We start from the raw sequence: 26129 nt of genomic DNA on the forward strand, positions 1-26129 counted from the left end.
CCGCAACGGAGCACAGTCATGCGTCGTCACCGAGCTCTCCTTCTGCCCCTCGCGTCGGCCCTCCTCCTCGCCTGCGGCATCGAGAGCCCGCTCTTGACCACCGGCGACCTGACGACCACGGACGCCGACACTTCGACCACCGCCGCGACGCTCTCGGACAGCGAGACCTCGACCTCCGCGAGCACCACGTCGGAGGACCCGACCACCGGCCCGACCACCGGCGAGCCGGTCTCGCCGGGCTGCGGCGAGGGCGTGCTCGAATGGCACCACACCGAGAGCGGCGGCCTGCGCACGACCACCGCCGCGTACGGGGTCGCGGTCGACGGGGCCGGGCGGATCGTCGTCCTCGCCGAGGTGAGCGGCGAGGCCACGGTCCTCGCGCTCGATCCCGCGGGCACCGAGGTGTGGCGTACCAAGCTCTCCGGGGTCATGAGCGACCTCGCCGACATCGTCGTCGACGAGTCCGGCCAGATCCTCGTCGGCGGCACGGAGTGGCTCATGGGCCCCTCCGCCGCCTCGCTCCGCGCCCTCTCGCCCGACGGCGAGGAGCTGTGGAGCTTCAGCGAGCCGGGCGCCGAGCCCGACAACTTCGCCACCATCGACGGGCTCGGGCTCGGCCAGGGCGCGCTGTTCTCGGCCGGCACCTCCAATCATCAGTTGGTCGTCCGGCGCCACGACCTGGCGACGGGCGAGGCCGTGTGGACGACCACCTACGGCGAGGAGATCGTGGAGCTCTACGCGCCCGAGGTCGCGGTCGTCGGCGACAAGGTCCTCGCGGTCGCCCGCGCGGTGCTCGCTCCCGGGAACACCGCGCACCCGTTCGTCCTCCAGCTCGACGGCGACGGAGTGGTCGAGTCGTTCACCGTCGAGGACACGATCGCCGGGTTCTGGCTCGACGTCGAGCCGATCGGCGCCGCCGGCGAGCGGGTCCTCGTCGGCGAGCACCTGACCGACGACGCGACGGAGGGCGCATCCGTCCGGCGCGCCGGACCGGGCGGGGCGGAGGTGTGGAGCACGCTGTTCGCCGACAGCGCGGTCGGCGAGAGCATCGACGACGTCAAGGTCGACGCCCACGAGCGGATCCTCGTCGTCGGCTGGACCACCACCGAGGATCTCTCGCGGAGGGTCCCGTCCATCCGCTGCATCACCGGCGACGGCAGCGAAGTGTGGCAGGCGCCGTTCGAGTTCGACGACTCGGAGGACCACGAGCTCGCCTACGGCGGCGCGTTCGGACCCGGGTTCATGGTCGCCGTCGGTGGCAAGAGCACGGGCGACAGCTTCGAGATGTGGGTGCGCAAGTACTCGCTCGATTGAGCGCATGTTTCATCGGACATGTCTTCATAGACATATCCTTTCGGACAGTGCCAGGCCCGCGCCCGCGCCCGGCTCAGCGCGGCGCCGGGATCGCCCCGTGCAGCTCGAGGTAGCGGCGCAGCAGGCCGACCCGGGCGTCACAGCCGGCGGGGTCGCCGTCGCACAGGTTCTTCGTCTCGCGCGGGTCGGCGTGCAGGTCGTAGACCTCGAGGGTCCGCTTGCGGCGGTTGTCGAGGATCTTGACGCCGTCGGGCAGGAGCAGGGCGAACACGTCCCAGGTGGTGCTGAGGACCGGACGGCCGCACAGGGGCGGCTCGCCGCGCAGGGCGGGCACCAGCGACCGGCCGACGAACGAGCCCGGGGCTTCGAGGCCGAACAGCTCGAGGAAGGTCGGCGACAGGTCGAGGAGCGGCAGGTCGCACGGGCTCTCGCGCGCGGCCACGGCTGGGCCGAACACGATCAGCGGGACGCGGCACTGCTCCTCGTAGGGCGGGCCGCCGTGGTGCTGCACCCCGTGCTGACCGAACGCCTGACCGTGGTCGGCGCTGACCACGATCAGCGTGCGCGGCCACAGGCCGGCCTCGCCGAGCCAGGCGTCGAGGCGGGCCAGCTCGCGGTCGATGTTGGCGAGCTCGGACACGTGGCGCGCGTAGGCGCGGCCCTTGCGGTCGCCCGAGTCGAACGGGTGGTGGGCGTCCATGAAGTGCGTGAACAAGAACAGCGGGCCGTCGCCGTGCTGCCGCAGGCGCGCGAGGATCGCGTCCATCACCGCCGGCGCGTAGGCCAGGCGATCGCCTGGCGCGATCGGGGCCTCGATCTCCTCCGAAAAGCCGCGGCCGATCTTGTTGACGTGATTGACCAGCTCGAACTGGCTGATGACGTGCACGGTCGTCACACCGCGCGCGGTCAGCAGGTCGGCGACGCGCGGCCGATCCTCCTTGACGAGCGAGCCCTGGGTCGCGCTGTCGCGGGCCCACCGCAGCTGCGGGACCTCGAGGCCGGTGAACAGACTGGCGAGGGTGAAGCGGGTGACGGTCGAGGGGCTGATCGCCCGCGGGACGTAGAAGCCGGCGTCGCGCCAGCGGTGCAGCGTCGGCAGCAGCTCGTGGTTGGCCGGGTTCTGCAGCACCTCGGCGCGCATCGAGTCGAGGGTGAAGAACAGGACGATCGCATCGGGCGGCAGCAGCGGCGGCTCGCTGGCGGCGATCGGCGGGGCGTCGGCGCTCCAGGCGAACCACGGGGCCAGCTCGGGCGGGATCGGGATGTGGCCGTATTGTGAAGGATCGACCTCGCCGCGCCACGGCGGGACGTGGGCGGCGAGGAGCGCCGAATCGAGGCGCGTCAGCTCGACGCGCACGGCGTTGCCCGGGTCGATCGCCACGGTCGCGCCGGCGAGGATCGCGGTGACGACCACGGCGACGCGGCGGGGCGCGGGAGGCAGGTGCCAGCGCGAGGGTGTGCCGGCGAGCGCGGCGCCGGCGAGCGTCGCCGCGGTCCAGGCGAGGAATGCATGCACCCCCGGGTAGTCGACCGGCAAGATCTGGGTGTTGACCACCGCGGCGACCACAGCGATTGCGACGGCGATCCAGCGCACGCGCGATCGGGCCATTCGCCGCCCGGCGAGGTACGCCAGCGGGACGGCCTGGGCCAGCGCGACGGCCAGGGTCGCGGCGAGCAGCGCGGCGCGCTCGCGGCCGGCCATGCGAAGCGCGAAGTTGTCGAGGTCGGGCGCGAGGATCGCCAGGGCGAGGACCACGGCGACGAGGCTCAGCCCCAGCGGCGCGAGCCACGAGCGCCGCGGGGCCAGCCGCTGCCACAGCGCGACCGCGAGGCCGCAGACGAGGCCGAGGAACAGCAACTGGCCGGCGTCGAACAGATGGTTCAGCGCGCGCACCCGCAGGCCCGCGTGGGGCAGCGCGCGAGCGGCGATGCAGCCGGCGTTGACGAGCGCGAGCCCGGCCCAGGCGAGGACGATCGCCGCGGCGGGGGACAAAGGACGGGCGCCGGCCACGAGGCGGGCGACTATACACGCGCCGGTCGCCACCGGTCAGCGACCGAGCAGCGCGGTGCCGCGGCGGGCTGACCGGCGAGACGCCGCGACGCGCTCGCCATGCCTCTCACGCGGGAGCGCGAGCTCCCGGGAGCGAGGCACTGACGAGGCCGACGGCCTGGAGGCACTCGCCGTGCATCTCTCCCGCAGCGCGTCGAATCACGCGCGCGGCACCGACGAGACGGCCCGATCGCCGGGCATCCCTCGCGACAACGCGTCGAAGCACGCGCGAGCCCGCGGGCACCGTCGAGACGGCCTGCCGCGACCGCTCGCCGTGCATCCCTCGCCGCCGCGCCGTCGAATCACTCGCGAGTTAGCGGGCACCGACGAGACCCTCTGCGGCGCCACGCGCCGTCGAAACACGCGCGAGCCCGCGGGCACCGACGAGACCCTCTGCGGCGCCGCGCCCCGCCGATTCACTCGCGGCGCCCCCCGGGCTCTTGCTTTCTTTTTAGAACAATCAATCCGCGAGGGCGCGGACGTTGAACAGGGCGATGTACATCGGCCCGAGGGCGTCGGGGTAGAGCACGTCGGCGCCGGCGCGTTCGGCCAGCTTCTCGGCGACGGCGAGGCCGTCCTTCAAGGTGCCGGGCTGGTCGACCGGGTCGTCGCCGGCGAGCGGGCCCAGCACCTGGTCGGGGATGTAGCGGTCGAACACGTGGGCGCGGCGGAGCACCCCGCCGGGCATCGCGACGAGGACGATCTTGTACTGGGCCGAGATGACGATCTTGCGCTCCGCGTCGAGCAGCGAGAAGCGCGAGCCCTGGTAGTCCATGTCGATGCCGGCGACGCCGAGGCGCTGGCACAGGGCGACGAACGCGTCGGTGTCGATCTGGCCGGTGGCCGCCAGCGGGCCGGCGGGCTCGGGGGGCGGCAGGTCGTCGTCGTCCTCGTCGTTCTCGCCGTCGCCGAGCTCGCCGTGGTCGATGCCGAGGAGCCGCCAGTAGTTGTCGCCCTCGACCCGCTCGACCACCAGCGGCCACGCCTCGTCGTCGATCACCGTCACTTCGACCCCGTCGCCCTCGGCCACCAGCGCCGTGAACTCCTGCGGCTCGTCGTCGATCTCGATCTCCACCGCGACCCGCTCCTTCAGCGTCAGCGGCTCCGGCTCGCTGCCGGGCGCGGCCCACTCCGGCCGCAGGCGCGTCGCCCCGGCCCGCAGCTCCATCAGCTGGGTCCGGCTCAGCAAGAACGGCGGCAGGTCGGCGTCGAGGCGCTCGCACTCGTCGTCGCGCGTCGGCTGCTCGAGCGCGGCCGACAGCCACGACCCCTGCGACAGCACGGCGATCGTCCGGCTGTCGGTCAGGCTGCCGTTCGAGAAGCCGACCACGGCCTCCGGCTCGCCGTCCTCGAAGGCGCTCGACAGCACCAGCCCTTCGTCGGTCTCGAGGATCTGGAATTCATAATTGTCGGCGGCGTCGAAGTCGGCCATCTCGTAGCGGAGCACGGCGCCCGGGGTCAGCAGGGACATGGGGGGGACCTTCCTGTGGGGAAGCGCGAGGCATAGCCGAGGCCCGTCGCGCGTCGCAAGCGCGCGCTCCGCACAGCCCCCGCGGCGGGCCCCGCGGCGTCTCGAGATGTCCGAAGAGACAGGTGCTGGGGTGCTCGCCGGCGAGGTGACGCGCGAGGCATCCGCCGGCGGCTGGCACCTCGGCCGAGAGACCCGGCGAAGCGAGCGACATCCTCTGCGCGCGAGGCGACGGCGGGGGCTCGACGCCGCCTCTACGCGACGCGCCTCGCCGCCTTCGGCGGTCATCATCAGCAGCGGGGAACGGGCGCTGCCAGCGAAACGGCGCGCGTCGGCCGGGCAGTACCACGGGGCGATGCGCCACCCTCGCGGACCGCGAGCGATCGGCGCTCGACGCCGCCGGAACGACCACGTCTCGGTCGAGCCGTGCCCCGGCGCGACGTGCCGCGCTCGCCGACCGCGAGCGATCGGCCCCTCGATGCCACCCGGCCGCGCATCGGCCGTGTCCCCGGTCGCGACGTGCCGCGCTCGCCGTCCTCGAGGGGGCCCGACGCTCGACGCCGCCGGCACACGACGCGTCGCCCCGGGTCGCGGACCTGCGACGTGAGCGCCGACGACGGCGCGTGTGAGTCAGACCTCGGCGACGCGGCCAGGGCCACGTCCTTCGCGTTCTTCGGCCCCGCGCCGGCGGGTGCGGGCGCGACGGGGTCGCAGCGCTAAGCTCGCCCCCCGTGACGACGACCGCGATCGACTGGCGCTGGGACGACCTCGCCGACGCCCTGGCGGCCGGGCTGCGGGCCGCGGCCGCCGACGTCGAGCTCGAGCAGGCGGTCCGGGGGCTCGACGCGCGCAGCGAGCTCGAGCTGCACCCGGTGCTGCGGGGGGGCCTGCAGGCGGCGGGCTACGGCGTCGCGGCCGAGGTCCGGTTCCCGCGCGACCGGGTGTTGCGGCGGCGCAGCGAGGGTGTCCGTTGCGACATGGTCGTCACGCCAGGTGGGAGGCCGCTGGCCGACGCCGCCGATCAGCTGGGGTTGTTCGCCCCGGCGGACGCGGTCGCGCTGGTCGACGCCGCCTGGCTCGAGGTCAAGGTCGTCGCCCAGCACAACGAGCGCGGGCCCAACCGCGCCTACGCCAGCGCCCTGCAGCGACCTGTCTGGAAGGACATCGCCAAGCTGGCCGCCGACCCGCACATCTTGCACGGCGCCGCGGTGCTGGTGCTGTTCACGGCCGACGCCGACGTGGCCGAGCACGACCTCGGCGTGTGGTCGTCCGGCGCCAGCCTGCGCGGGCTGCGGCTCATGCCCCGCGAACAGCGGTCCCTGGCGATCGGCGACCGCCTCGGCAACCGACTGTGTACGGTCGCCGTGTTCCCGCTGGAGCGCGGCCCCGCGTGACGGCCTGCACGGCGTGTGCGCAAGCGAACGCGGGCGCCGCAAACGCCCGTCGGCGGGGCAAAAGGGGCGTGCCCGGGCCGACCGGCGCCGACGGCGACGAGATGGTAGCGGCGCCGCGGCGGTTTTTGCCGTAAGCTGAACGGACCTGGCGAACCGTTCGCCGCCAACCTCCGAGACGCATTTGAACAGTTATCACTCTTCGATCCGCCGTCACGCGCGCGACCTTCACCGAGGAGACCAGACGTGAGCAACTACTACTCTTCCGGGAAGCGGGCCCGCGAGGCCAATCAAGCCAAGAAGAAGCAAGAGAAGGCCCAGGCCCGAGAGGCCCGCCGCGAGCGAGGGCCGCGGGAGATCCCCATCGCCACCGCCGAGGATCTCACGGGCCACATGCCCTCCATCGAAGATGCGATGCGGGCGCTCGAGAACCCGGGCCAGGAGCGCTCGGCGGCGACCATCCCGGTGCGCCTGTTCGTCGGCAGCCTGAGCAGCAGCACCACCGCCGGCGACCTCCGCAACGCCTTCAGCGCCTACGGCCCGGTCGCCGACGCGATCGTCATGACCGAGCGCGAGACCGGCGCGTCGCGCGGGTTCGGCTTCGTCACGATGGCCAACCGCAAGGACGCCCCGCGGGTCATCGAGGCGCTCAACGGCGCCGACCTCAAGGGCTCGTCGATCGTCGTCAACATCGCCACCGAGCGCCGCTGACCCTCCGGCGCGGCCGTCCGCGCCGTCTCGTTGCGTCGGCCGCCCAGGCGTGGTACCCGTCCGCGCGTCCTTCGTCCGCGGCGCCGCGCCTCCACGCGCCTTTCGGCCGACGAACGGCTCGACCTCGGGCCCGCGTTCGCGGCCGCGAGCGCTGCGCGCCGACGAAGACCTGGCCCCTCATGGGCCGCTCGAGAACTTTTCCGTGCAAGACAACCTTCCTGTCGTTACTCCTGCCCAGACGTCGGACTTCGCCGCGCTGGGCCTGTCCGAGACCCTGCTCCGCGCGCTGCGCCAGGAGGGTCACACCACGCCGACGCCGATCCAGGCGGCGGCCATCCCCCCTGCCCTCGGCGGCCGCGACCTGTTCGGCTGCGCCCAGACGGGCACCGGCAAGACGGCGGCGTTCGTGCTGCCGATCGTCCACCAGATGCTGCAGCGCCCCGTCGCGCGCGACGCGGGGGTCCGCGCGCTCATCCTGACGCCGACGCGCGAGCTGGCGGCCCAGATCGGCGAGCGGATCGGCGTCTACGCCCGCTTCACCGGGCTGCGCCACGCCGTGATCTACGGCGGCGTCGGCATGCAGAACCAGGTCCAGGCGCTGCGCGCCGGCGTCGACCTCCTGGTCGCCACGCCCGGCCGCCTCGTCGACCTCATGGCTCAGGGCCTGGTGCGCCTGCAGCGGGTCGAGTTCTTCGTCCTCGACGAGGCCGACCGCATGCTCGACGAGGGCTTCTTGCCGTCGATCCGCCGCGTCGTCGGCGTGCTGCCGAAGCAGCGCCAGACCCTGCTGTTCTCGGCGACCATGCCGCCGGAGATCGCTCCGCTCGCGGCCCAGGTGCTGCGCGACCCGCTGCACATCGAGGCCACGCCGGTCGCGTCGGCCCCCGACGCGATCGCCCAGTCGGTCTACTTCGTCGCCCAGGAGCACAAGCGCGAGCTGCTGCGCCACGTCCTCGGCGACGGCGCGGTCACGCGGGCGATCGTCTTCACCCGCACCAAGCACGGCGCCGACCGCGTGGCCCGTCAGCTCGCGCAGGGCCAGATTTACGCCGAGGCGATCCACGGCGACAAGGCCCAGAGCACCCGCCTGCGCGCCCTGTCGCGCTTCCGCGACGGCCAGGTCCGCGTCCTCGTCGCCACCGACCTCGCCGCCCGCGGCATCGACGTCAGCGGGATCTCCCACGTCATCAACTACGACCTGCCGATGGACCCCGAGGCCTACGTCCACCGGATCGGCCGCACCGCCCGCGCCGGCTCCCAGGGCGTCGCGCTGTCGTTCTGCAGCGGCGAGGAGCAGGCCCGCCTCAAGGGCATCGAGCGGCTGATCCAGCGCCGCGTGCCGATCGTGCACAACCACCCGTTCGCGGGCCAGGTCGCCGGCGCCGCGCCGGTCCGCGCGCAGCCGCAACAACAGCCGCGCCAGCAGCCGCAGCAGCAGCGCCAGCAGCAGCCGCAACAGCCGCGCCAGCCGCAGCAGCGGGTTCAGCAGCCGCGCCAGCCGCAGCAACGCGCCGCGGCCGCGCCCGGACGAGGCGCGCAGGGCAACCGGCGCCCGACGGTTCGCTGAGGCGGCCCCGAGGACATGTCCTTTCGCGCATGCCCTGAGGAGCATTGCCCGGAGGACATGTTTTAAAAAATTCCTGCCCTGGTCGACATGGGCTGGACCGCGTGGGACCTCGTCCACGTCAGCAGCCGCGCCCGCGACGGACGAGCGGCCCGAGCGCCCTCCCTCGGTGTCGCGTAGGCGCTCGGTCCCCCGCCGAGTCGCCTGCTCCGTCGGCGCGGGATGCTGCAGCCGGGCCTCGACCCGCTCGAGCGGCCCTCTACTTCGGCGCCTGGGAGGAGCTCCGTTCTCCGTCGAGCCAATGCTCGCGCCGGCGCGGACGCTGCGGGCGGACGTCGACGCGAGCGACCTCTACTGCGTGCCTCCGCGGAGCCGGGTCTCCGCCTACCCGAGCGCATGGCCGCGGGCTCGCGCCGGAGCGGCGGGGCCCGCGGGGAGCAGCCTCGCCCGCGCCGCGGATCTTCGCCAGCTCAGCACCAGGGCAGGATCAGGCATTGCTGCGGCTTCGCCGGACCGTCGATGGTGGGCGCCTTGAAACTGCACTGGATGCACCGCACGGGCTTCAGCGGGGGCAGCATCGGGTCCGGCTGGACCGGACGGATCTCGAGGGAGGCCTTGGTGAAGGCCACGTCCTGCTTCACCAGGAGCGGGTCGCCTTCGATCTGCCCGCAGACCGGCGCCGGCGGGATCGACGACGCGAGGTCGGCGAAGGTGACGGGCGTGTTCGTGGCCGCGGTCACCACCTTCGTGCCGACCAGGACGATCTCTTTCGGCGGCGGGTCCATGCCGCCGGCGTCGGCACAGACCACGGTCTCGGTGCCGGTGGCCTCGAGCGTGATCTCGAGGTCGCCGCTGGCGAGGCCGAGGAGGTTCCCCGCGACGACCAGCGTCGTGCCGTTGTCGGTGAAGGTCGTGCTGCTCTTCATGGGCGGCGGGGCCGCGACGGCGAGCGAGCCGAACAGCGCGAGCGCAGTGACTGTGACGATCGATGCTTTGCGCATTGGCGAATTCTCTCCGCGGATAACCATGCCGCTCGCCGACGGCGCAGCGAGGCGACTGCACGGCGCGCGGGATGTTCGTCACGGGGTGGGCCGAGACGGAGAGTGTATCACCCGAGACCGCACTGCCTCGCGCGGCGCCCGCGACGAGCAAATTTACGAATCATTCGAATGCCCCGAGCCGCCGGGGCGGGCGGCGCGAGCGGGCGGCGGATGCGTTCAATGTCCCTTCGGACATGTCGAAGATTCACCGATATTCTCTCGCCGGCGCCGAGGCGGGCGCAGCGCGAGGTCGGCACCGCCGGGGCGCTGCGAGCTGACGCCCGAGCCTCGGTCCACGCCGACCCCGGCATCGGTGAGCGCCCGCGGCGACCACCACCGTGATTCGCAGCAGCGCGGCGATGCCGACATCGATCGCCCGCCGCCGACGACCGGCGTCCCGCTCGACGCTGCCGCGACGACGATCAGAAGCCCCCGAAGCGGCGATCCCCGGCCCGCGATCAGGCCACGCGCTTCTTGAACAGGTCGCGCAGGGCGAACGTGGGGTCGGTGCATACGCCGCCGTGGACCGCGGAGGTTTGAATGATCGTACTGCGGGGGGCGACCAGCCAGTGGAAGCGCTCGGAGATCGGCAGCGCCGCGATCGAGCCGGCGCCCTGGTCGCCGTAGCAGACCGCGCGGAAGGCGTCGAGGTGGCGGGTCAGCGCCTCGAGGTCGACGTTCTCCGCCAGCGCGAGCACCCGGTGGCGGTCGAGGGCCAGCGCGCAGCCGAGGAAGCCGACCGTCGGCGCGTGGACGATCACGCCGACGTTGACGAACTCCTCGCGCTCGACCCGCGGTACCACGCGGACGATCGCGTAATCAAACGGCGCGCGCACGGTCGGCCTCCTCGAGGTAGATGGACGCCGCGTCGCGGCGGGCTCGCAGGCGGGCCGCGAAGGCGGCCCGGAACTCGTCGGGCGGCAATGCGGGCGGCGGTGTCCACCACGCCTCGGGCACCGCGGCGGTCGCCGCGTCGATCGCCGCGTCGGTCAAGCCCGCGGTCAGCCACGCCGCCTCGGCCGCGATCGGGCCGGCCCACGGCAGCAGCACGTGGCGGGCGATCAACGGGAATTTCGAGTCGGCGCCATCCAGCCCGCCATCCCAGTCGTGCTGCCAGTAGAGCGCCGCGCCGTGGTCGATGAGCCAGAGCTGGCCGGTGCACCACAGCAGGTTGGTGTTCTTGGCCGTGCGGTCCATGTTCTGCGCGAACGCGTCGAAGGCGACGATCCGGGCCGCGAGCGTCGGGTCGAGCTTCGGCCTGGCCGCCGGGTCGAAGCCGATCGCGCTGGCCAGGAACGCCATGCCGACGTTGTCGCCGGCGCTCTTGACCACGAGGTCGCGGATCTCCGGGTCGCCCTCGTTGCGGCCGACGGCCGCGTCGAGCTCGACGATCACCAGCTCCGGCACCGGCAAGCCGAGCGTGCGCCCGAGCTCGCCGACCACGATCTCGGCGACCAGGGCGCGCGCGCCTTGACCGGCGGCGCGGAACTTCACGACGTACGAGCGGCCGTCCTCGGCCTCGACGACCGCGGGTAACGAGCCGCCCTCGCGCAACGGGACCACATAACGAGCGGCGACGACGCGACGGAGCACGCCGAGAGTGTAGGGTCCCCCCGCGGCGACGTCACGCGTCGTCGTCGCGGCCCCGCGGCCGCGGCGTCGGCGCGTCTCATCGCCGGCGGCGCCCGAAGAAGCGCGCGTTGGCCTCGATGTCGTCCCGCAGCTCGAGCGGGACGTCGCAGTCCATGTGGATCGCCGACACCGGGCACTCCTGCACGCAGCAGCCGCAGTCGATGCATTCGTCCGGATCGATGTAGAGCTGGACCCCGGGGAACCGCACGCCGCGTTCGGCCGCGGGGACCGAGCGCAGCGTGGCGTGGGCGATCGGCCCGTGGATGCACTCGACCGGACAGACCTGGGCGCAGACCGTGTCGCAGGTGCCCACGCAATGACGGGTGATGACGTGCGGCATTTTTAAAGAGATTTCTCCTCTCGCGGTCGCCCCGGAGCACGCCGCGCGCCGTCGGCGGTGGTGAAAATTGCGTGTGAAATAAACACCTTACAGGCGCGCGATGACACACCGAGGGTGACGCACTGAAATTTCAGTGTTGGAGCACTGATATTTCAGTGCATCGGGCTAAGCTGCCTTCCGCGATGGCCGAGGCGGGTTTCGAGCCGGTCGAGTTGCTGGCGGCGCTGGTGGCAGCGGCCAGCGAGGCGCACACGCGGCGGACGTGGGCGCGCCGCGTGGTCGAGGTGCTGGCGCGGGCGCTGCCGCTGGTGCGGCTCGAGCTCGGCGAGCGGGCCGAGGGCACCGACGAAGTCGAGGTCGTGAGCGGCGCGCCCGACGGCGGCGCGATTGCGACGACCCGCCGTCGGCTGCAGGAGCGGGAGATCGCCGCGCTGCGCTCGGGTCGGGTCGACGAGGCGGAGCGGCGCGGTCCGGGCGGGCGCTCGCGCCTCGTGGTGCCGCTCGGCGGCGCCCCGGCGGCGATGTTCGTGGCCCTGACGCTCGGCCCCGGCGGACACCTGGACCCGCGCTTCGCGGCGACGCTCGGCGAGGTGCTGTTCCACCTGCTGCGCGGCCAGGAGGTCACGCAGCGGGTCGCCGAGCTGTCGCGGCGGGCCCACGTCGAGAACCGCGAGCTGCGCGAGCAGGCCCGCCACGGCGAGCGCGAGCGGCCGCTGGTGGTTCGCAGCGCGGCGATGCAGGAGGTCCTGCGGCGCATCGACGCGGTGGCGCCGTTCGACACCACGGTGCTTTTGGCCGGCGAATCGGGGACCGGCAAGGAGCTGCTGGCGCAGCGGCTGCACCGCCTGTCGGCGCGCGGGCACCGGCCGATGGTGGCGATCAACTGCGGGGCGCTGCCGGCGAACCTGGTGGAGAGCGCGCTGTTCGGCCACGAGGCGGGCGCGTTCACCGGCGCGACGCGGCGCCACCTCGGGGTGTTCGAGCGGGCCGACCGCGGCACGCTGTTCCTCGACGAGGTCGGCGAGCTGCCGCTCGAGGTGCAGGTCAAGCTGCTGCGTGCGCTGCAGTCGCAGGAGTTCGAGCGCGTCGGCGGCGAGGAGCGGGTCCGCGTCGACGTGCGGGTGATCGCGGCGACCCACCGCGAGCTCGAGCCGATGGTCGCCGCCGGCGCGTTCCGCCGCGACCTGTTCTTTCGGCTATGTGTGTTCCCGATCCGCGTCCCCCCGCTGCGCGAGCGGACGGGCGAGCTGCCGGCCCTCACCGCCGCGCTGGTCGCCGACATCGCCGCCCGCCTCAAGCTGCCCGCGCCCCCGGTGCCCCCCGCCGCGCTGGTCCGGCTGGCCCGCCACGACTGGCCCGGCAACGTGCGCGAGCTCGCCAACGTGCTCGAGGCGGCGATCATCCTCGGCCGCGGCGCGACGCTGGCCCTCGACGCCGCCCTCGCCGTCGACCCGACGCCCGCGCCCGCTGCCGCCCCGGTCGAACGCCTCGACGCCGCGATCCGCCGCTGCATCACCGCCGCGTTGCAGGCCTGCGACGGGCGGATCTACGGCCCCGGCGGCGCCGCCCAGGCCCTCGGCCTCAAGCCGGGCACGCTGCAGAGCAAGATGCGCAAGCTCGGCATCGACCGCGAGCCGTTCGTCCGCGAGTGACGGACGCGGCGCGCCGCGGCGATTCGGGTATCGTCGCCGGGGAGGGCGAGCGATGACGGTCGGAGGCCAGTCGGGCGAGTTGATCCCGCAGGACGTGATCTTGCGCGACGCCGGGTCGAACCTGGCGGCGGTCACCGAGGCGGTGCGAGCGATGACGGGCCTCGAGCCGGCCGCGGCCGCCGAGCTGGTGGCGCGCCTGCCGACGGCGATCCGGACGCGGATCGCCCCCGCCCTGGCCGAGGCCCTGCGCGTCAAGCTGGTCGCCGCCGGCGCGACGGTCGAGCTGCGAACCCACGGCGCCGCGCCGGCGCCCGCGTTCTTCGACGTGTATCTGCAAGACAAGGGCGCCAACAAGATCGGGGTGGTGCGCGCGCTGAAGATGATCTTGGGCCTCGGCCTGCGCGAGGCGGTCGAGCTGGTCGACGACGCGCCGTGCCTGGTCCGGCGGCGGATCGCCCAGGACGAGGCCGAGGCGCTGCGCCACGAGCTCGTCGAGGCCGGGGCGACCGTCGAGGTCCGCGCCCACGAGACCGGCGCGCCGCCCGAGCGAGCGGTCAGCGGCGAGTCGGCGGCGGTGACGTGGGGCCCGATCGCCAGCGAGCCGGCGCCGGCCCGCAGCGTGGCCGCGAGCGAGCCGATCGCCGGCTTCGCGGTGATCCTTCACCACTTCGGCACGCGCAAGCTCGACGTGATCAAGCTGATCCGCGACCACACGGGGCTCGGGCTCAAGGACGCCAAGGACCTGGCCGAGTCGACCGACGTGCCGGTCAAGCAGGGCATGCGCGAGCCGGAGGCGCGGGCGCTCGCGCAGGCGCTCGCCGCCGTGGAGGCGCGCGTGTCGGTCCGCGACGTGCCCGCGCCGGCCCCGCGCCCGCCCGTGAGCTCCGCCGCGGGCTTCGAGGTGGTGCTGCACCACTTCGGCACGCGCAAGATCGACGTCATCAAGCTGATCCGCGAGGCCACGGGGCTCGGGCTCAAGGATGCCAAGGACCTGTCCGAGTCGACCGACGTCGTGATCAAGGGCGGCATGCGCGAGGACGAGGCGCGACGGCTCGCGCAGGCGCTGACGGCCGTGGACGCGCGCGTGTCGGTCTGCGGCGAGGCCCCGCCGCCGCGGGTGCAGCTGCCCGAGCCGACCGTCGGCTACGGCGTGGTCCTGCGTCACTTCGGCACCCACAAGATCAGCGTCATCAAGATCATCCGCGAGGCGACGGGCCTCGGCCTCAAGGAGGCCAAGGACCTGGCCGAGTCGACCGACGTGATGGTCAAGGACGGCCTCGGCGGCGGCGAGGCCCAGCGGCTCGCGCAGGCGCTGAGGACCGTGGGCGCGCGCGTCGAGGTCCGCAGCCCGGCGTGGACGACGGACCAGGAGGACGACGAGGACGACGGCCCCGACCCGACGACGCCGGTCGACGTCGTCCTCGGCGCCTGCGGGCCGCAGAAGATCGCGGTGATCAAGCTGATCCGCGAGGAGACCGACTGCGGGCTCAAGGAGGCCAAGGACCTGGCCGAGACGCCCGGCGCGGTGCTGTGGGAGGGGCTGCGGCGCGCCGACGCCGAGGCGCTGGCGCAGCGGCTGACCGCGCTCGGCGCGACGGTCGAGCTGTGCGAGTCGTGGCGCCGCGACCAGCTCCCGCCCGAGGTCGACGTGTTCCTGCAGAGCCACGGGCCCAACAAGATCTCCGTGATCAAGGAGGTGCGCGCCCTGACCGGCCTCGGGCTCAAGGAGGCCAAGGACCTGGTCGAGGCCGCGCCGACGCTGATCAAGGCCAGGGTCGAGCGGGCGACCGCGCTCCAGCTGCAGGCGACGCTCGTCGAGGCCGGGGCGGTGGTCGAGCTGCGCTGACCGCCGTCGTTCGTGCCCGGCTGCGGCCGGGTGCGGGTGCTCGCGAGGAACCGGCAGCTCGGCTCGTGACCGCGGCGCCCGTTTCCCCGCCGCGGGGTCAACGGGTGATCGGCGCCTGTCTCGAGGGACAGGCGCGATCCGGAGCCGGGGAGTGACGTGTCCTGAGGGACATGTTGTGAAAGAAAGCTGGCGCACCTGGCCTAGCGGCCAGGTGCGGCGGCCAGGGCGGAGGCGTGGTCCTCGACCAGCGCGACCAGGCGCGACAGGCCGAGCTTGCGCACCAGCACGGCCGGGCGCGAGCGCTCGCGCAGCAGCCGACGGGTGGTCTGGACCGCGCCGTGGCTGTTCACCTCGGTGACGATGACGACGAGGTCGCTGCGGTCGACGAGCCGCTCGAGCTCGAGCGAGGCGTGGCCCCGCATGTAGCCGGTGTGGTGCTCGAGCTCGTGGCCCATCGCGCGCACGGCGCGCTGGTAGCTCTGTTCGCTCCGGTCGAGACCGCCGACGATGCCCACGCGCATGCCACCACAGTAATTCATTAAAATGAAATTTTCAAGGTACTGAACAGGACGGCGATCTGTCCGAGGAGTGCGCCGGGGCGGCGGACGCGGCCGAAAATGGGGCCAAAGTGGAGGTGTGGCCACGGTGGAAGAAATTGCGAGCGAGCTCAGCCGGCTCCATGGCACGAGAGAAGTTTCCGCTATTCTGAATAGCGTGCACTCCCCAGCCCCCTCGCCATGCTGACCCTGCTGCTCGTGAGCCTCTGGCGCGCCCACCTGCGCCGTCGCCGCGCCGCCGCGCTGCCGGCCGTCTGACGCGGCAGAGAGCGCGTGTTCGCGCATCGGCGCGGGAGGCCAGGGGTTCAGCGGAATGCGAGCGGCTCGACGGCGAGCGAGAGGGGGACCTCGCTGTCGCGGTCGAGAAGCCAGCGCGACGGGGCTCGTGCCCGCAGCGGGCGTAGGCAGCGAGGACAACTCGCGCGCGCGCGCTGCGGGCGTAGGCGCGCTGCGGGCGTAGGCAGCGTGACGGGCTCGCGCGCTGCGGGCGTAGGCAGCGAGGACGGCCGCTGCGAGCTCCAATCCGAAGGCGTGGTCGATCGCCTCCGCGCGCGCAGGCGGCTTCGAGCGCGTCGAGGTCGGGCCTGGGCGCGTCGCCCGGCACGCCGCGGGCCTCGGGCAGCAAGGAACAGGCGCGCTGCCGCTCGCCGGCCGCGAGGAGCAGGCGGGCGAGCCCGAGGGCGGCGAGCGAGCGTGAGTCGAGCTGTTCTTTGGAACCTGTCGCATCGGCCAGCACGCGCTCGAACCACTGACGCGCCGCAGGCAGGTCGTTCGCGGCGACCGCGAGCTCACCGGCGCGCACGGCCAGGGGCGCGATCGCGGGGTTGGTGGGGCCGCCGTCGGCCTCGTACGTCGCGATGGCGCGGGCCAGCAAGCCGCGGGCCTCGGCCACGTCGGTGGCGGCGAAGCACTCGGCGAGGCCGGCCAGTGCCTCGGCGTACATCGAATGCGTCGTGCCGAGCTGCTCGCCGATGGCGACCGCGCGGCGGAACTCGGCGGTGGCGGTGTCGAGGTCGCCGATCGCAAGGCCGACCTTGCCGAGGCCGACCAGCGGGTGCAGCAAGTAGAGATGATGCGGGCCGTAGGTCGCCTCCATCAAGGCGAGCTGGCGGCGATACGCGGCGGCCGCCGCGTCGCGGCGGCCCTGCAGCAGGTCGATGTCCGCCACGCCGCCGAGCGGGTGCGCGCCCATCGGGTGCTGTTCGCCGAGGAGCTCGGAGAACAGCGCGACGGCCTGCGAATAGGCTTCGCGCGACGCATCGAGTCGACCTTCGCGCCGCAACAGACCGGCGAGGTTGTGATGCACGGCCGCGAGGAGCGGATCGCTCGCGCCGGTGCGGCGGCCGAGCAGCTCGATCGTCTGCAGGTAGTGCTCGCGCGCGCGAGCGGTCGCGCCGTCGAGCTCGTAGACGGCCCCGAGGTTGTTGTGGAGGAGCGCCGCGATGCGCCCGTCGTCGCGCGTGCGCTCGATTAGCGCCTCCGCGACCGCCTCGCCCGCGAGCGCGGCCACTCGCTGACCGAGGCCCTCGCCCAGCGCGAACACTCGCCGAGCGGCCGCCTCCGCAGCGACGGCGTCGAGGCCGTGAACGAGCGCCAGCTTGAGCGCCGCGGTCAAGGCCGCCTCGGCCTCCTCGGCCCGCGCGACGGCCATGAGCAGGCTGCCCTCGCCCAGCGCGGCCTCGGCGGCCAGCGGAGGGTAGCGCAGCTCCTCCGCGGCGGCGCGAACCTCACGGGCGAGCTGCAGGCCTTCGGCGTCGTGGCCAGTACCCTCGAGGGTGGCCGCTCGTGCGAGCTGGCTGCGTCGAGTCTCGACCTCGGCCGCCGTGTGCGGGTCGTCCGGCGGGGCGACGGCTGCGAGCAGGGCGTCGGCGTCGGCGCACGACTCGAGGCTCGGCAGGGCTGCGGTGGCCTGCACGGCGTTTTCGATCACGGAGCGGTCGGCGGCGATGAACACGTCGACCAGCGCCGACAGGTGGGCGCGTCGGCGGGCGAGACAGGCGGTGCGGCGATCGAACAAGGTGGTCGACTGCGAACCACTGGCGTGGGCTTCGCACGCGTCCGTGCGGCTCTCGGTCCAGGCGAGCGCGTAGGCGTCGAGGCGAGCGTCGACGCGACGCCAGGTGTCGACCGCGAACGGCGAGCCGGTGGCGGTGAAGGCCTGCTCCGCTGCGGTGGCCCGGGCGCCGTCCCACACCCCCACGAGCTCCGCTGCCAGGTCGGTGCACGGTTGCGATGCCTCGCGCTGCGACACCGCGATCGCGTAGCTGCCCGTCGCCGCTGCGCCCGCGACGGCGATGATGCCGGCCGCCCGCAGCGCCGTCTTTCGCGGGTCGCGCTCGAGCGCCTCGAGCATCTGCTCGAGGCTCGGCCAGCGCAGGTCCGGCGTCGGCGCCAGGCTGCGGGCGATGATGCGGAAGACCCGCTTCGGCACCGGCGAGTCGCGCGGCGGCGGCGGCACGATCCCGCGGCGGACCTTCAGCCGCAGCTCCTCCCAGCTCGCGGCGAGGAACGGCCGCACGCCGTAGAGCGCCTCGTAGAGCGTGACCCCGAAGCTGAACTGATCCGACGCCGGCCCGATGACGCCGAAGAAGTGCTGCTCGGGCGACATGTACGTCGGCGTCCCGACGATCATCCCGGTGCGCGTCAACCGATCGCCGAGAAGCATCCCTTGCGGCTCATCGACGGGTTGGAGTCGGGTCGAGGCCTGCGACAGCGACATCGCCTCGATCTCCTGCGGCGAGGACTCGTCCGGGCTGGAAGCCAGGACCTGTCCGTCGGCGTGGACCAGGCCGAAGTCGACCACCCGCGCCCGGGTGTCGTCGCCGACCAGCACGTTGTCGGGCTTGAAGTCGCGATGCACGAGCCCCGCCGCGTGCGCTACCGCCAGACCTCGTCCGGCGCCGATCGACGTGCGCAGCACCAGTTGCCAGGGGCGCTTCCCGGCGCGCAGCCACGACTTCAGCGTCTGGCCGTGGACGTACTCCATGGCCACGTAGATCTCGTCGTCGTGCTCGCCGACCTGATACACCTGCACGACGTCGGGATGGGACAGCCGCGCCAGCGCCTGCGCCTCGCGGACCATGCGAGCGCGGACCTGCCGGTTGTCGAAGTGCCGCCGCGACAGCACCTTGAGCGCGACCTCTCGCGCCAGCGAGGCGTCCTGGGCGGCATAGACGATGCCCATGCTGCCCTCGCCCAGCTTGCGGGTCACGACGAACGGACCGATCTTGGCGGGGTGCACGTCCTCGGTCACGCAGTGTCCGGCCTCGGCGTGGTCACAGCGTAGCCGATCGCCTCAGCGCGCGCAGGCGGCTTCGAGCGCGTCGAGGTCGGCCCTGGGCGCGTCGCCGGTCAGGCCGACGCGGGCGTCGAGCAACAACGAACAGGCCCGCTGGCGCTCGCCGGCGTCGAGGAGGAGACGGGCGAGCCTCAGGGCCGCGAGCGCACGCGTCGCCAGCTGTTCTTTGGAACCTGTCGCATCGGCCAGCACGCGCTCGAACCACTGACGCGCCGCAGGAAGGTCGTTCGCGGCGACCGCGAGCTCGCCGGCGCGGACGGCCACCGGGGCGATCGCCGGGTTCTTGGGCCCGCCGTCGGTTTCGTAGGCGGTGATGGCGCGGGCGAGCAGGCTGCGCGCCTCGGCGATCGGGACGAGCTCGGCCAGACCGACCAGAGCTTGACTGTAGTATGGATGCGTGGTGCCGGCTCGCTCGCCGATGGCGATCCCGCGGGTATACGTGGCCACCGCTGCCGCCGTGTCGCCGCGAGTCGCTTGAAGCTTCGCCAGGCCTCCCAGCGGCTGCAAGAGGTACAGGTGTTCGGGACCGTAGAGCTCCTCCATGAGCGCGAGGGCTCGGTTGTAATTTTCGGCGGCCGCGTCGAGCTTGCCCTCGAGCTGGTCGATCTCGGCGAGGCTGGCGATCGGGTGCGCGACCATCGGATGGCGCTCGCCGAGCAGCTCCGAGAACAGCGAGCGGGCGCGGACGAACTGCTCACGGGCCTCCGTGAGCCGGCCGTAACGTTGGTGCAGCCCGCCGAGGTTGTGATGAACGATCGCCATCAGCGGGTCGGGCGGACCGGCATTGCGGCCGAGCAGCTCCAGCGTGCGCATGTACTGCTCGCGGGCCGGTACGTCGGCGTTCTCGCGCTCGTAGACGGCGCCGAGGTTATTGTGGAGGAGCGCGGCGATCCGGTCGTCGTCGGCCCGCTCTGCCAGGGCTTCGGCCACCGGTCGGTCGTCCAGCGCGAACCGACGGCGACCCTGACCTTCGCCGACGACGAAGATCCGCTTGGCCGCCGCCTCGGCCGCGATCGCGTCAAGCCCATGGACGATCCCCAGCTTGAGCGCCGCGGTCAACGCCGCCTCCGCCTCGTCGACGCGAGCGACGGCCATGAGCAGGCTGCCCTCGCCGAGCGCGGCTTCGGCCGTGAGCGGCGGGTAGTGCAGCTCCTCCGCAGCGGCGCGGACCTCACGGGCCAGCTGCAGCCCTTCGGCGTATTGCCCCGTGCCCTCGAGCACGGCGGCGCGGGCGAGCTGGCTGCGCCGGGCATCGACCTGGGCCGCCGCGTGCGGGTCGTCGGGCGGGGCGACGGCGGCCAGCAACGCGTCGGCGTCGGCGCACGACTCGAGGCTCGGCAGCGCCGCGGTGGCCTGCACGGCATTTTCGATCACGGAGCGGTCGGCGGCGATGAATACGTCGACCAGCGCGGACAAATAGGCCCGACGGCGCGCGAGGCAGGCGGTCCGCCGATCGAACAGCGTGGTCGACTGCGAACCGCTGGCGTGCGCCTCGCACGCCTGCGTGCGGCCCTCGGTCCACGCGAGCGCGTAGGCGTCGAGGCGGGCGTCGACGCGACGCCAGGTGTCGGCCGCGAACGGCGAGCCGGTGGCGACGAAGGCCCGCTCGGCCGCACGTGCGCGCGCGTCGTCCCACACCCCTGCCAGCTCCGCGGCCAGGCCTTGGCACTGCATCGACGCCTCGCGCTGCGACAGCGCCAGCGCGTAGCTTCCGGCTGCCGCGGCGCCGGCCACAGCGACGATCCCGGCCGCGCGCAGCATCGTCTTTCGCGGGTCGCGCTCGAGCGCCGCGAGCATGTGCTCGAGGCTCGGCCAGCGCATGTCCGGCGTCGGCGCGAGGCTGCGGACGATGATGCGAAAGATCCGCCCCGGCACCGCCGAGTCGCGCGGCGGCGGCGGTACGATCCCCCGCCGGACCTCGCGCTTGATCTCCTCCCACGTCGCCCCGGGGAAAGGGCGCGAGCCGTAGAGCGCCTCGTAGAGCGTGGTGCCGAAGCTGAACTGGTCCGACGCCGGGCCGACCGCCTCGTCGCCGAAGTGCTGCTCGGGCGACATGTACGCCGGCGTGCCGAGAGCCTTGCCGGCGCGGGTCAGGCGGATGTCGAGCACATCGCCGCGGTCGGTCTGGCCGCTGCCGCTGGCGCCGAGCCCGGGGCCCGACGGCTGCGTCGACATGCGGGAGATCGTCGGCAGGCCGGTGACCGAGGTGCGCACGTCGAGGCCGCCGATCGGCAGCGCCGGGCTGTTCTCGGCGTGGACCAGGCCGAAGTCGAGGACGCACGGGCGCCCGTCCTTGCTGACGAGCACGTTGTCGGGCTTGAAGTCGCGGTGCACGAGCCCGGCCGCGTGGGCCGCCGCCAGGCCGCGGCCGGCCGCGACCACCGTGCGCAGCACGAGCTGCCACGGGCGCTTCTCGGTGCGCAGCCACGCCGTCAGCGTCTGGCCCTCGACGTACTCCATGGCGACGTAGATGCCGTCGCCGTGTTCGCCGACCTGGTACACCTGCACCACGTTGGGGTGCGACAGGCGGGCCATCGCCTGCGCCTCGCGGATCATGCGGGCCCGCACCTCGCTGCGGTCGATCAGCGAGCGGCGGATCAGCTTGAGCGCGACCTTGCGGTCGAGCGCGACGTCGTAGCCCGCGTAGACGACCCCCATGCCGCCCTCGCCCAGCTTGCGCAGGACGACGAACGGGCCGATCGCGGCGGGCTCTGCGCCTTCGGTCACCCCCTCAGGGTACGATCTTGCCGCTCTGAATCAAACCGCCGGATGCGAACGGGGCGCCGCAGGTCGGGATGTTGCAGCCGAGCGTCAGGTTGGGCTTGCGGGCGTTGCTCGGATTCAGGCAGACGGCGCCGTTCGGGCCCCACTCGGCCTCGACGACGTACGGGGTGTTCGCGTCCGCGTTCTGGATGCCGAGCTGGTCGAGGACGTGGATCGGAGTGCCGAGCGTCGTGTGCGACTGTCCGTCGCCGCAGTAGTCCGCACGCACCATTCGGGTGCAGGCCTGATGATAGTCGGCCAGCGAGACGCCGTTCACGGTGGCCCACGGACGGTAGCCGAACAGGACGCACTTGGCGAGCGCGCCGTCCTTGCACGCGAACGTCAGCGCCTTGTCGGGCCGCGGGAAGGTCTTCGCGCCGGTGGCCGGATCCCACACGTCGCCGAGGAGCAGCGCACGAGTGCGCTTACCCTGTCCGTCGACGCACAGCGGCTGGTTGATGAGAGAGACCTGGAGATCCAGGTCGTACTCCCACACGTCCGTGAAGCCGGGCACGGGATAGGCGTACTTGAGCCAGACGTACTTCCAGTACGTCGTCGCGCCCTCCTTCACCATGAAGTCGAAGGTCGTGTCTTCGACCTCCCAGTCGGTGTAGTCGCCGACCTTGAGCATGCCGCCCACCAGCGAGCCGCTGGTCACATAGTCGCCGTCGGGCAGCCAGATATCATGCAGTTGGATGTATTCGGTCTGGTTCGCGTCCCTGTAGAGCTTCGTGTCGTTGAGTCTCGCCCCGTTGAGCTTCCAGTTGTTGAGGTTCCAACCGTTGAGGTTCCAGCCGTTCTCTTGGGTGCTGCGCGGCTGAACGACCTCTTCGTCGCCGAACCCGACCGCCTCGTCATCCCCGTCCACCTCGTCGCAGCCGAGAGATCCGAGCGCGAGCACCACCGCACCACTCACCACGCCGAACTTGAACGCCATCGTTCCCTCCTCCACAAAAAGAAAGCTCCGCTGATCTTCGATCCTATCCGTCGGTTTCCGCGGAGTGAAGGCTCGGGTGCCGGGCGAGAACGCGCGTGCGTATTTCACGGCCGTCAGAGGCTTCCTGGTGCTCGTTGGGTCGGCTCACGCCGGGACGTGGCGCAGCACGGGTCGCACCTTCTATGATGGAGGTGACCTCTGCTCCGATGACGACCGGCGAAGACCACGCGCGACGAGACGGGCGCTCCGCAAGTGTGGTGTCGTCGCGTGACACCGGCTCGCGGCTGGTGTTGGTGATCGCAAGCCTCGCCTTGCTCACTGGCGTGGCTGTGGCCGCTGGGAGCGAACATCGTTTGACCGTGATCGTCGGCGGCGCGATCCTCCTCGGAGGACACGTCGCGGCGACGGTGTTCTTGGGGCACGGCGAGGGTTCCGGGGTTCGCATCGGTGCGCTCCTCTGGTCAGTGATCGTCGTGGTGCTGGCGATCGCGGCGCCGAGTGCCGCGGGGGCGACGGCGCCGCTCTGGTGTTTGTTGTTGCCGGTGGCGGCGGCCTCCGTGCATGCCACCAGCGCGGCTACGGGGATCACCGCGGTGGCGCTCGGGGTGGCCGCAGGTGCGGGCCTCTTCATCGCGGGCGCCGGCTCGGCCGCGTGGTCGGCGACGGCGGCGGTCGCCGCGGTCGGCCTGCTCGCTGCAGCGGAGCAGCGCCGCGGCGAGGCGCGTGACGACGCGCTCCGGCGCCGCGAGGGCGAGCTGGCCGGCGTGCGGGCCGAGCTGCGAGATCTCCGGGGCCAGCACGTCGCCGGGACCGAGGGCCGGCTCGTCGCGCTCACCCGGGCCAACCATGCGCTGCAGTCCGAGGTGGAGCGCGGGCGACGGATCCTCGAGGAGGCGCTCGACGCCAGTCGGACCAAGACGTCCTTCCTCCTCAAGATCAGCCACGAGCTGCGCACGCCGCTCAACGCGATCGTCGGCTACACCGAGCTGTTGCTCGAGCACCCGGACGAGGCCGAGCCGGACGAGCTGAAGGCCGACCTGGCGCGGATCCTCGGCGCCGCGCACGAGCTGCTGGCGCTGATCGACAGCGTGCTCGACCTGGCGCGGCTCGAGGCCGGCAAGTTCGAGCTGCACATCGAGGAGTTCGCGCTGCACGACCTGGTCCACGAGTGCGTGGCCGCGGTGACGCCGCTGGCGGAGCGCGGGCGCAACAAGCTCAAGCTCAAGCTGTCGCGCGAGCTCGGCACGATCCGCAGCGACCGCACGCGCCTGCGCCAGGTGCTCATGCAGCTGCTCGGCAACGCCTGCAAGTTCACCCACGACGGCCTCGTCGAGCTGCGCGTCGAGCCCATGGCCACCCTCACCGGCCCGGTGTACCTCCTCAGCGTCCGCGACACCGGCGTCGGCATCGACCCGGCCTACCTGCCGCGGCTGTTCACCCCGTTCTCGCAGGCCGACGACTCGCCGACGCGCCGCTTCGGCGGCCTCGGCGTCGGCCTGGCGCTGTGCCGCCACTACTGCATGCTGCTGGGCGGGGACATCAGCGCCGAGAGCGAGCTGGGCAAGGGCTCGGTGTTCCGCGTCCAGGTGCCCGCGACCGCCCGCGACCCGCGCGAGGCCGGGGTCCTCGTGTCGGCCTTCTGATTTCCTGTTGATGTCCTCAAGAACATTGCCAAAAAGGCATGTTCAGCTGGACATGCTCGTTCAGACACGTCACGTCGCGAGGGCGGCAGACGGCGCGCGAATCGCGAGTCGGGCGGTTCCCCGCCTGTGATGATTGCAGCGGCGGCCGCCGATCAGGGCGCGAACACGGCGACGAAGCCGTCGAACAGGCCCTTGCTCGTCAGCGGGCCGCCGCCGAGGTCGACGTCGCCGTAGAACGCGCCGGAGACGACCGTGGTGCCGTCGGGGCGGACGTCGACGCCGTCGGCCTCCTGCTCGGTCGCGTCGCCGAAGTGCTTGCTCCACACGTGGCTGCCGGCCGAGGTGTACTTGACGGCGAACGCGTCGCGCATGCCGGCCCACGGCAGCGCGCCGCCGCCGAAGTCGTTGTCGCTGTAGAAGTGGCCGGCGACCACCAGGGTGCCGGTGGCGTCGACGGCGAGGTCGGCCGGCCAGACGATGCCGTCGCCGAGCAGCTTCGACCACGCGTGGGCGCCGCCCTCGGCCGCGAACTGGGCGACGAAGCCGCGGTACATCGGCGCCTCGAGCGGGCCGCCGCCGAAGTCGAGCGCGCCGACGAAGTGGCCGGTGGTGGTCACGCGGCCCTGCGGGTCGACGGCGATCGCCGACAGCTTCTGCTCCTTGGCGTCGCCCCAGCTCGCCGCCCACAGCGCGGCGCCCTCGGGGTCGAGCTTGGCGAGGAACACGTCGCTGCTGCCGGCGCTGACCAGCGGCCCGTTGCCCGGGTCGATCGTGCCCTGGAACGAGCCGCCGACGTAGAGATTGCCGTCGCCGTCGACCGCCACCGCGCGCGCGTCCTGCTCGGTGTCGTCGCCGAAGTGGAAGCTCCACGCGTGCTCGCCGGTCGGGGCGAACTTGGCGACGAACGCGTCGAGCGAGTCGCCCTGCCCCAAGAGCGGCCCGCCGCCGAGGTCGAGCGACTGCGTGAAGTAGCCGACGACCGCGATCGCCCCCGACGCGTCGATCGCCAGGTCGCGCGGGATCGCCGAGCCCGTCGACGGGTGCGCCGCGCTCCACACGTGCTCGCCGGTCGGCGACAGCTTGGCGACGAACACGTCGCGGTCGCCCTCGGCCGCCAGCGGGCCGCCGCCGAGGTCGATCGTGCCGGCGAAGTCGCCGGCGATCACGATGTCGCCGCCCGCGTCGACGTCGAGGCCCCAGCCGTCGCCGAGCTGGGTCGCCATGTCGCCGAAGTGCTGGCTCCACTCGTGCGCGCCGTCGGCCGCGAACTTGGCGACGTAGACGTCGTGGCTGCCGGCGCTGGTCAGGTCGCTGCCGCCGAAGTTCGACGTACCTGCCCCCTGGGCCAGGACCACCACCGCCCCGCTCGGGTCGAACGCGACCGCCAGCGCCCGCTGGTCCGCCGCGTCGCCCCACGCGTTGTGCCACGCCGCCGCGCCGTCGCCCGTGCACGGGTCGACGCCGTCGCAGTCGTCGTCGCCGCGCGACTCGCAGGTCTCCGGCGCCGGCATCACGTCGCCGACGCACGCGCCCCACTCGCCGTCCTCGCACTGGGCGAGGCCCGACTTGCAGTTGCCGACGTCGGCGTGGGCCGGGTCGCCGGTGTAGCAGGGGTTCTGCTCGCCCGGCCGACAGGTCGAGGTGTCGGTCGTGGATGTCCCTTCGGTCAGGCCCTGGCCGGTCGTCGGCGCGGTGGTCGTCGGCGTCGATTCGGTGGTCGTGGCGATCGTGCCATTGTCGCTGGTGCCGGCGCTGTCGCTCGTGGTGCTCGTCTCCGCGGTGCTCGCAGTGCCGTCCGTGGTCGTGTCCGCGGTGTCGGTCGCGGCCTGTTCGGTGGCGGCGTCGTCGGTGCCGCAGGCGAGGGCGAAGGCGCAGAGGAGCGGGGCGGAGCGTCGCATCGCCGGCTCATACCACAGGCGGCGC

The 26129-nt window shown here is 72.8% G+C and carries 18 protein-coding genes; 7 read left to right on the plus strand and 11 right to left on the minus strand.

What is annotated here, in order from left to right; all coding sequences use genetic code 11:
• The first annotated feature begins 18 nt into the window (after window positions 1-18).
• Window positions 19-1314, plus strand: a complete 1296-nt coding sequence (locus tag NAEX_RS17785; protein WP_143140929.1) for a PQQ-binding-like beta-propeller repeat protein — start codon at window positions 19-21, stop codon at window positions 1312-1314.
• Between the two features lie 73 nt (window positions 1315-1387).
• Here NAEX_RS17785 and NAEX_RS17790 read toward each other — a convergent pair whose 3' ends face one another.
• Both NAEX_RS17790 and NAEX_RS17795 read right to left on the minus strand, forming a co-directional pair.
• The gene (locus NAEX_RS17790; protein ID WP_143140928.1) at window positions 1388-3325 is read right to left on the minus strand and encodes a sulfatase-like hydrolase/transferase; all 1938 of its coding nucleotides are present in this window, start codon (window positions 3323-3325) and stop codon (window positions 1388-1390) included.
• Between the two features lie 499 nt (window positions 3326-3824).
• Complete coding sequence (locus NAEX_RS17795) at window positions 3825-4835, minus strand: hypothetical protein (RefSeq protein WP_096328680.1); 1011 nt, start codon at window positions 4833-4835, stop codon at window positions 3825-3827.
• A gap of 728 nt (window positions 4836-5563) precedes the next feature.
• On the opposite strand from NAEX_RS17795, the gene NAEX_RS17800 reads away from it, so the two are divergent.
• The 3 genes from NAEX_RS17800 (at window position 5564) to NAEX_RS17810 (ending at window position 8501) form a co-directional block, all read left to right on the plus strand.
• On the plus strand, window positions 5564-6226 hold the full coding sequence (locus NAEX_RS17800) for a hypothetical protein (protein ID WP_096328681.1): 663 nt from the start codon (window positions 5564-5566) through the stop codon (window positions 6224-6226).
• 243 nt (window positions 6227-6469) lie between these two features.
• The gene (locus NAEX_RS52145) at window positions 6470-6934 is read left to right on the plus strand and encodes an RNA recognition motif domain-containing protein (protein WP_211302425.1); all 465 of its coding nucleotides are present in this window, start codon (window positions 6470-6472) and stop codon (window positions 6932-6934) included.
• Between the two features lie 202 nt (window positions 6935-7136).
• Complete coding sequence (locus tag NAEX_RS17810; RefSeq protein WP_245913748.1) at window positions 7137-8501, plus strand: DEAD/DEAH box helicase; 1365 nt, start codon at window positions 7137-7139, stop codon at window positions 8499-8501.
• Window positions 8502-8968: 467 nt separating this feature from the next.
• Here NAEX_RS17810 and NAEX_RS17815 read toward each other — a convergent pair whose 3' ends face one another.
• The 4 genes from NAEX_RS17815 to NAEX_RS17830 all read right to left on the minus strand — a co-directional run bounded on the left by NAEX_RS17815 (window position 8969) and on the right by NAEX_RS17830 (window position 11510).
• Window positions 8969-9499 carry a hypothetical protein gene (locus NAEX_RS17815; protein WP_096328682.1) on the minus strand — a complete coding sequence of 177 codons (531 nt, stop codon included), beginning with the start codon at window positions 9497-9499 and terminating at the stop codon, window positions 8969-8971.
• Window positions 9500-9996: 497 nt separating this feature from the next.
• Window positions 9997-10374, minus strand: a complete 378-nt coding sequence (locus NAEX_RS17820) for a DUF3037 domain-containing protein (RefSeq protein WP_096328683.1) — start codon at window positions 10372-10374, stop codon at window positions 9997-9999.
• Window positions 10358-11131: a HipA family kinase gene (locus NAEX_RS17825; RefSeq protein ID WP_096328684.1), complete on the minus strand. Its 774-nt coding sequence runs from the start codon at window positions 11129-11131 to the stop codon at window positions 10358-10360. The genes NAEX_RS17820 and NAEX_RS17825 overlap by 17 nt, the downstream gene beginning before the upstream one ends.
• A gap of 76 nt (window positions 11132-11207) precedes the next feature.
• Window positions 11208-11510: a 4Fe-4S binding protein gene (locus NAEX_RS17830; RefSeq protein WP_096328685.1), complete on the minus strand. Its 303-nt coding sequence runs from the start codon at window positions 11508-11510 to the stop codon at window positions 11208-11210.
• Between the two features lie 182 nt (window positions 11511-11692).
• Here NAEX_RS17830 and NAEX_RS17835 point away from each other — a divergent pair, with 182 nt between their 5' ends.
• On the plus strand, window positions 11693-13162 hold the full coding sequence (locus tag NAEX_RS17835) for a sigma-54 interaction domain-containing protein (RefSeq protein WP_096328686.1): 1470 nt from the start codon (window positions 11693-11695) through the stop codon (window positions 13160-13162).
• A 52-nt stretch (window positions 13163-13214) separates the two neighbouring features.
• Window positions 13215-15008: a ribosomal protein L7/L12 gene (locus NAEX_RS52150; RefSeq protein ID WP_211302426.1), complete on the plus strand. Its 1794-nt coding sequence runs from the start codon at window positions 13215-13217 to the stop codon at window positions 15006-15008.
• A gap of 200 nt (window positions 15009-15208) precedes the next feature.
• On the opposite strand, the gene NAEX_RS50370 is transcribed toward NAEX_RS52150, so the two are convergent.
• Genes NAEX_RS50370 through NAEX_RS17875 form a run of 4 tightly spaced genes read right to left on the minus strand, consistent with a single transcriptional unit; the run spans window position 15209 to window position 22578 of the window.
• Complete coding sequence (locus NAEX_RS50370) at window positions 15209-15547, minus strand: DUF2325 domain-containing protein (RefSeq protein ID WP_211302427.1); 339 nt, start codon at window positions 15545-15547, stop codon at window positions 15209-15211.
• 13 nt (window positions 15548-15560) lie between these two features.
• Window positions 15561-18818 carry a serine/threonine-protein kinase gene (locus NAEX_RS17865; RefSeq protein ID WP_096328687.1) on the minus strand — a complete coding sequence of 1086 codons (3258 nt, stop codon included), beginning with the start codon at window positions 18816-18818 and terminating at the stop codon, window positions 15561-15563.
• A 42-nt stretch (window positions 18819-18860) separates the two neighbouring features.
• The gene (locus NAEX_RS17870; protein WP_096328688.1) at window positions 18861-21590 is read right to left on the minus strand and encodes a serine/threonine-protein kinase; all 2730 of its coding nucleotides are present in this window, start codon (window positions 21588-21590) and stop codon (window positions 18861-18863) included.
• A 4-nt stretch (window positions 21591-21594) separates the two neighbouring features.
• A complete protein-coding gene (locus tag NAEX_RS17875) occupies window positions 21595-22578 on the minus strand; it encodes an ADYC domain-containing protein (RefSeq protein ID WP_096328689.1) in 984 nt (327 codons plus the stop codon).
• 344 nt (window positions 22579-22922) lie between these two features.
• Here NAEX_RS17875 and NAEX_RS17880 point away from each other — a divergent pair, with 344 nt between their 5' ends.
• Window positions 22923-24206, plus strand: coding sequence for a sensor histidine kinase (locus NAEX_RS17880; protein ID WP_100793227.1), 1284 nt, complete (start codon window positions 22923-22925; stop codon window positions 24204-24206).
• A gap of 152 nt (window positions 24207-24358) precedes the next feature.
• Here NAEX_RS17880 and NAEX_RS17885 read toward each other — a convergent pair whose 3' ends face one another.
• Window positions 24359-26104, minus strand: coding sequence for an NHL repeat-containing protein (locus tag NAEX_RS17885; protein WP_096328691.1), 1746 nt, complete (start codon window positions 26102-26104; stop codon window positions 24359-24361).
• Window positions 26105-26129 lie beyond the last annotated feature (25 nt).

The sequence above is a fragment of the Nannocystis exedens genome (genome assembly GCF_002343915.1).
Classification (GTDB): domain Bacteria; phylum Myxococcota_A; class Polyangia; order Nannocystales; family Nannocystaceae; genus Nannocystis; species Nannocystis exedens.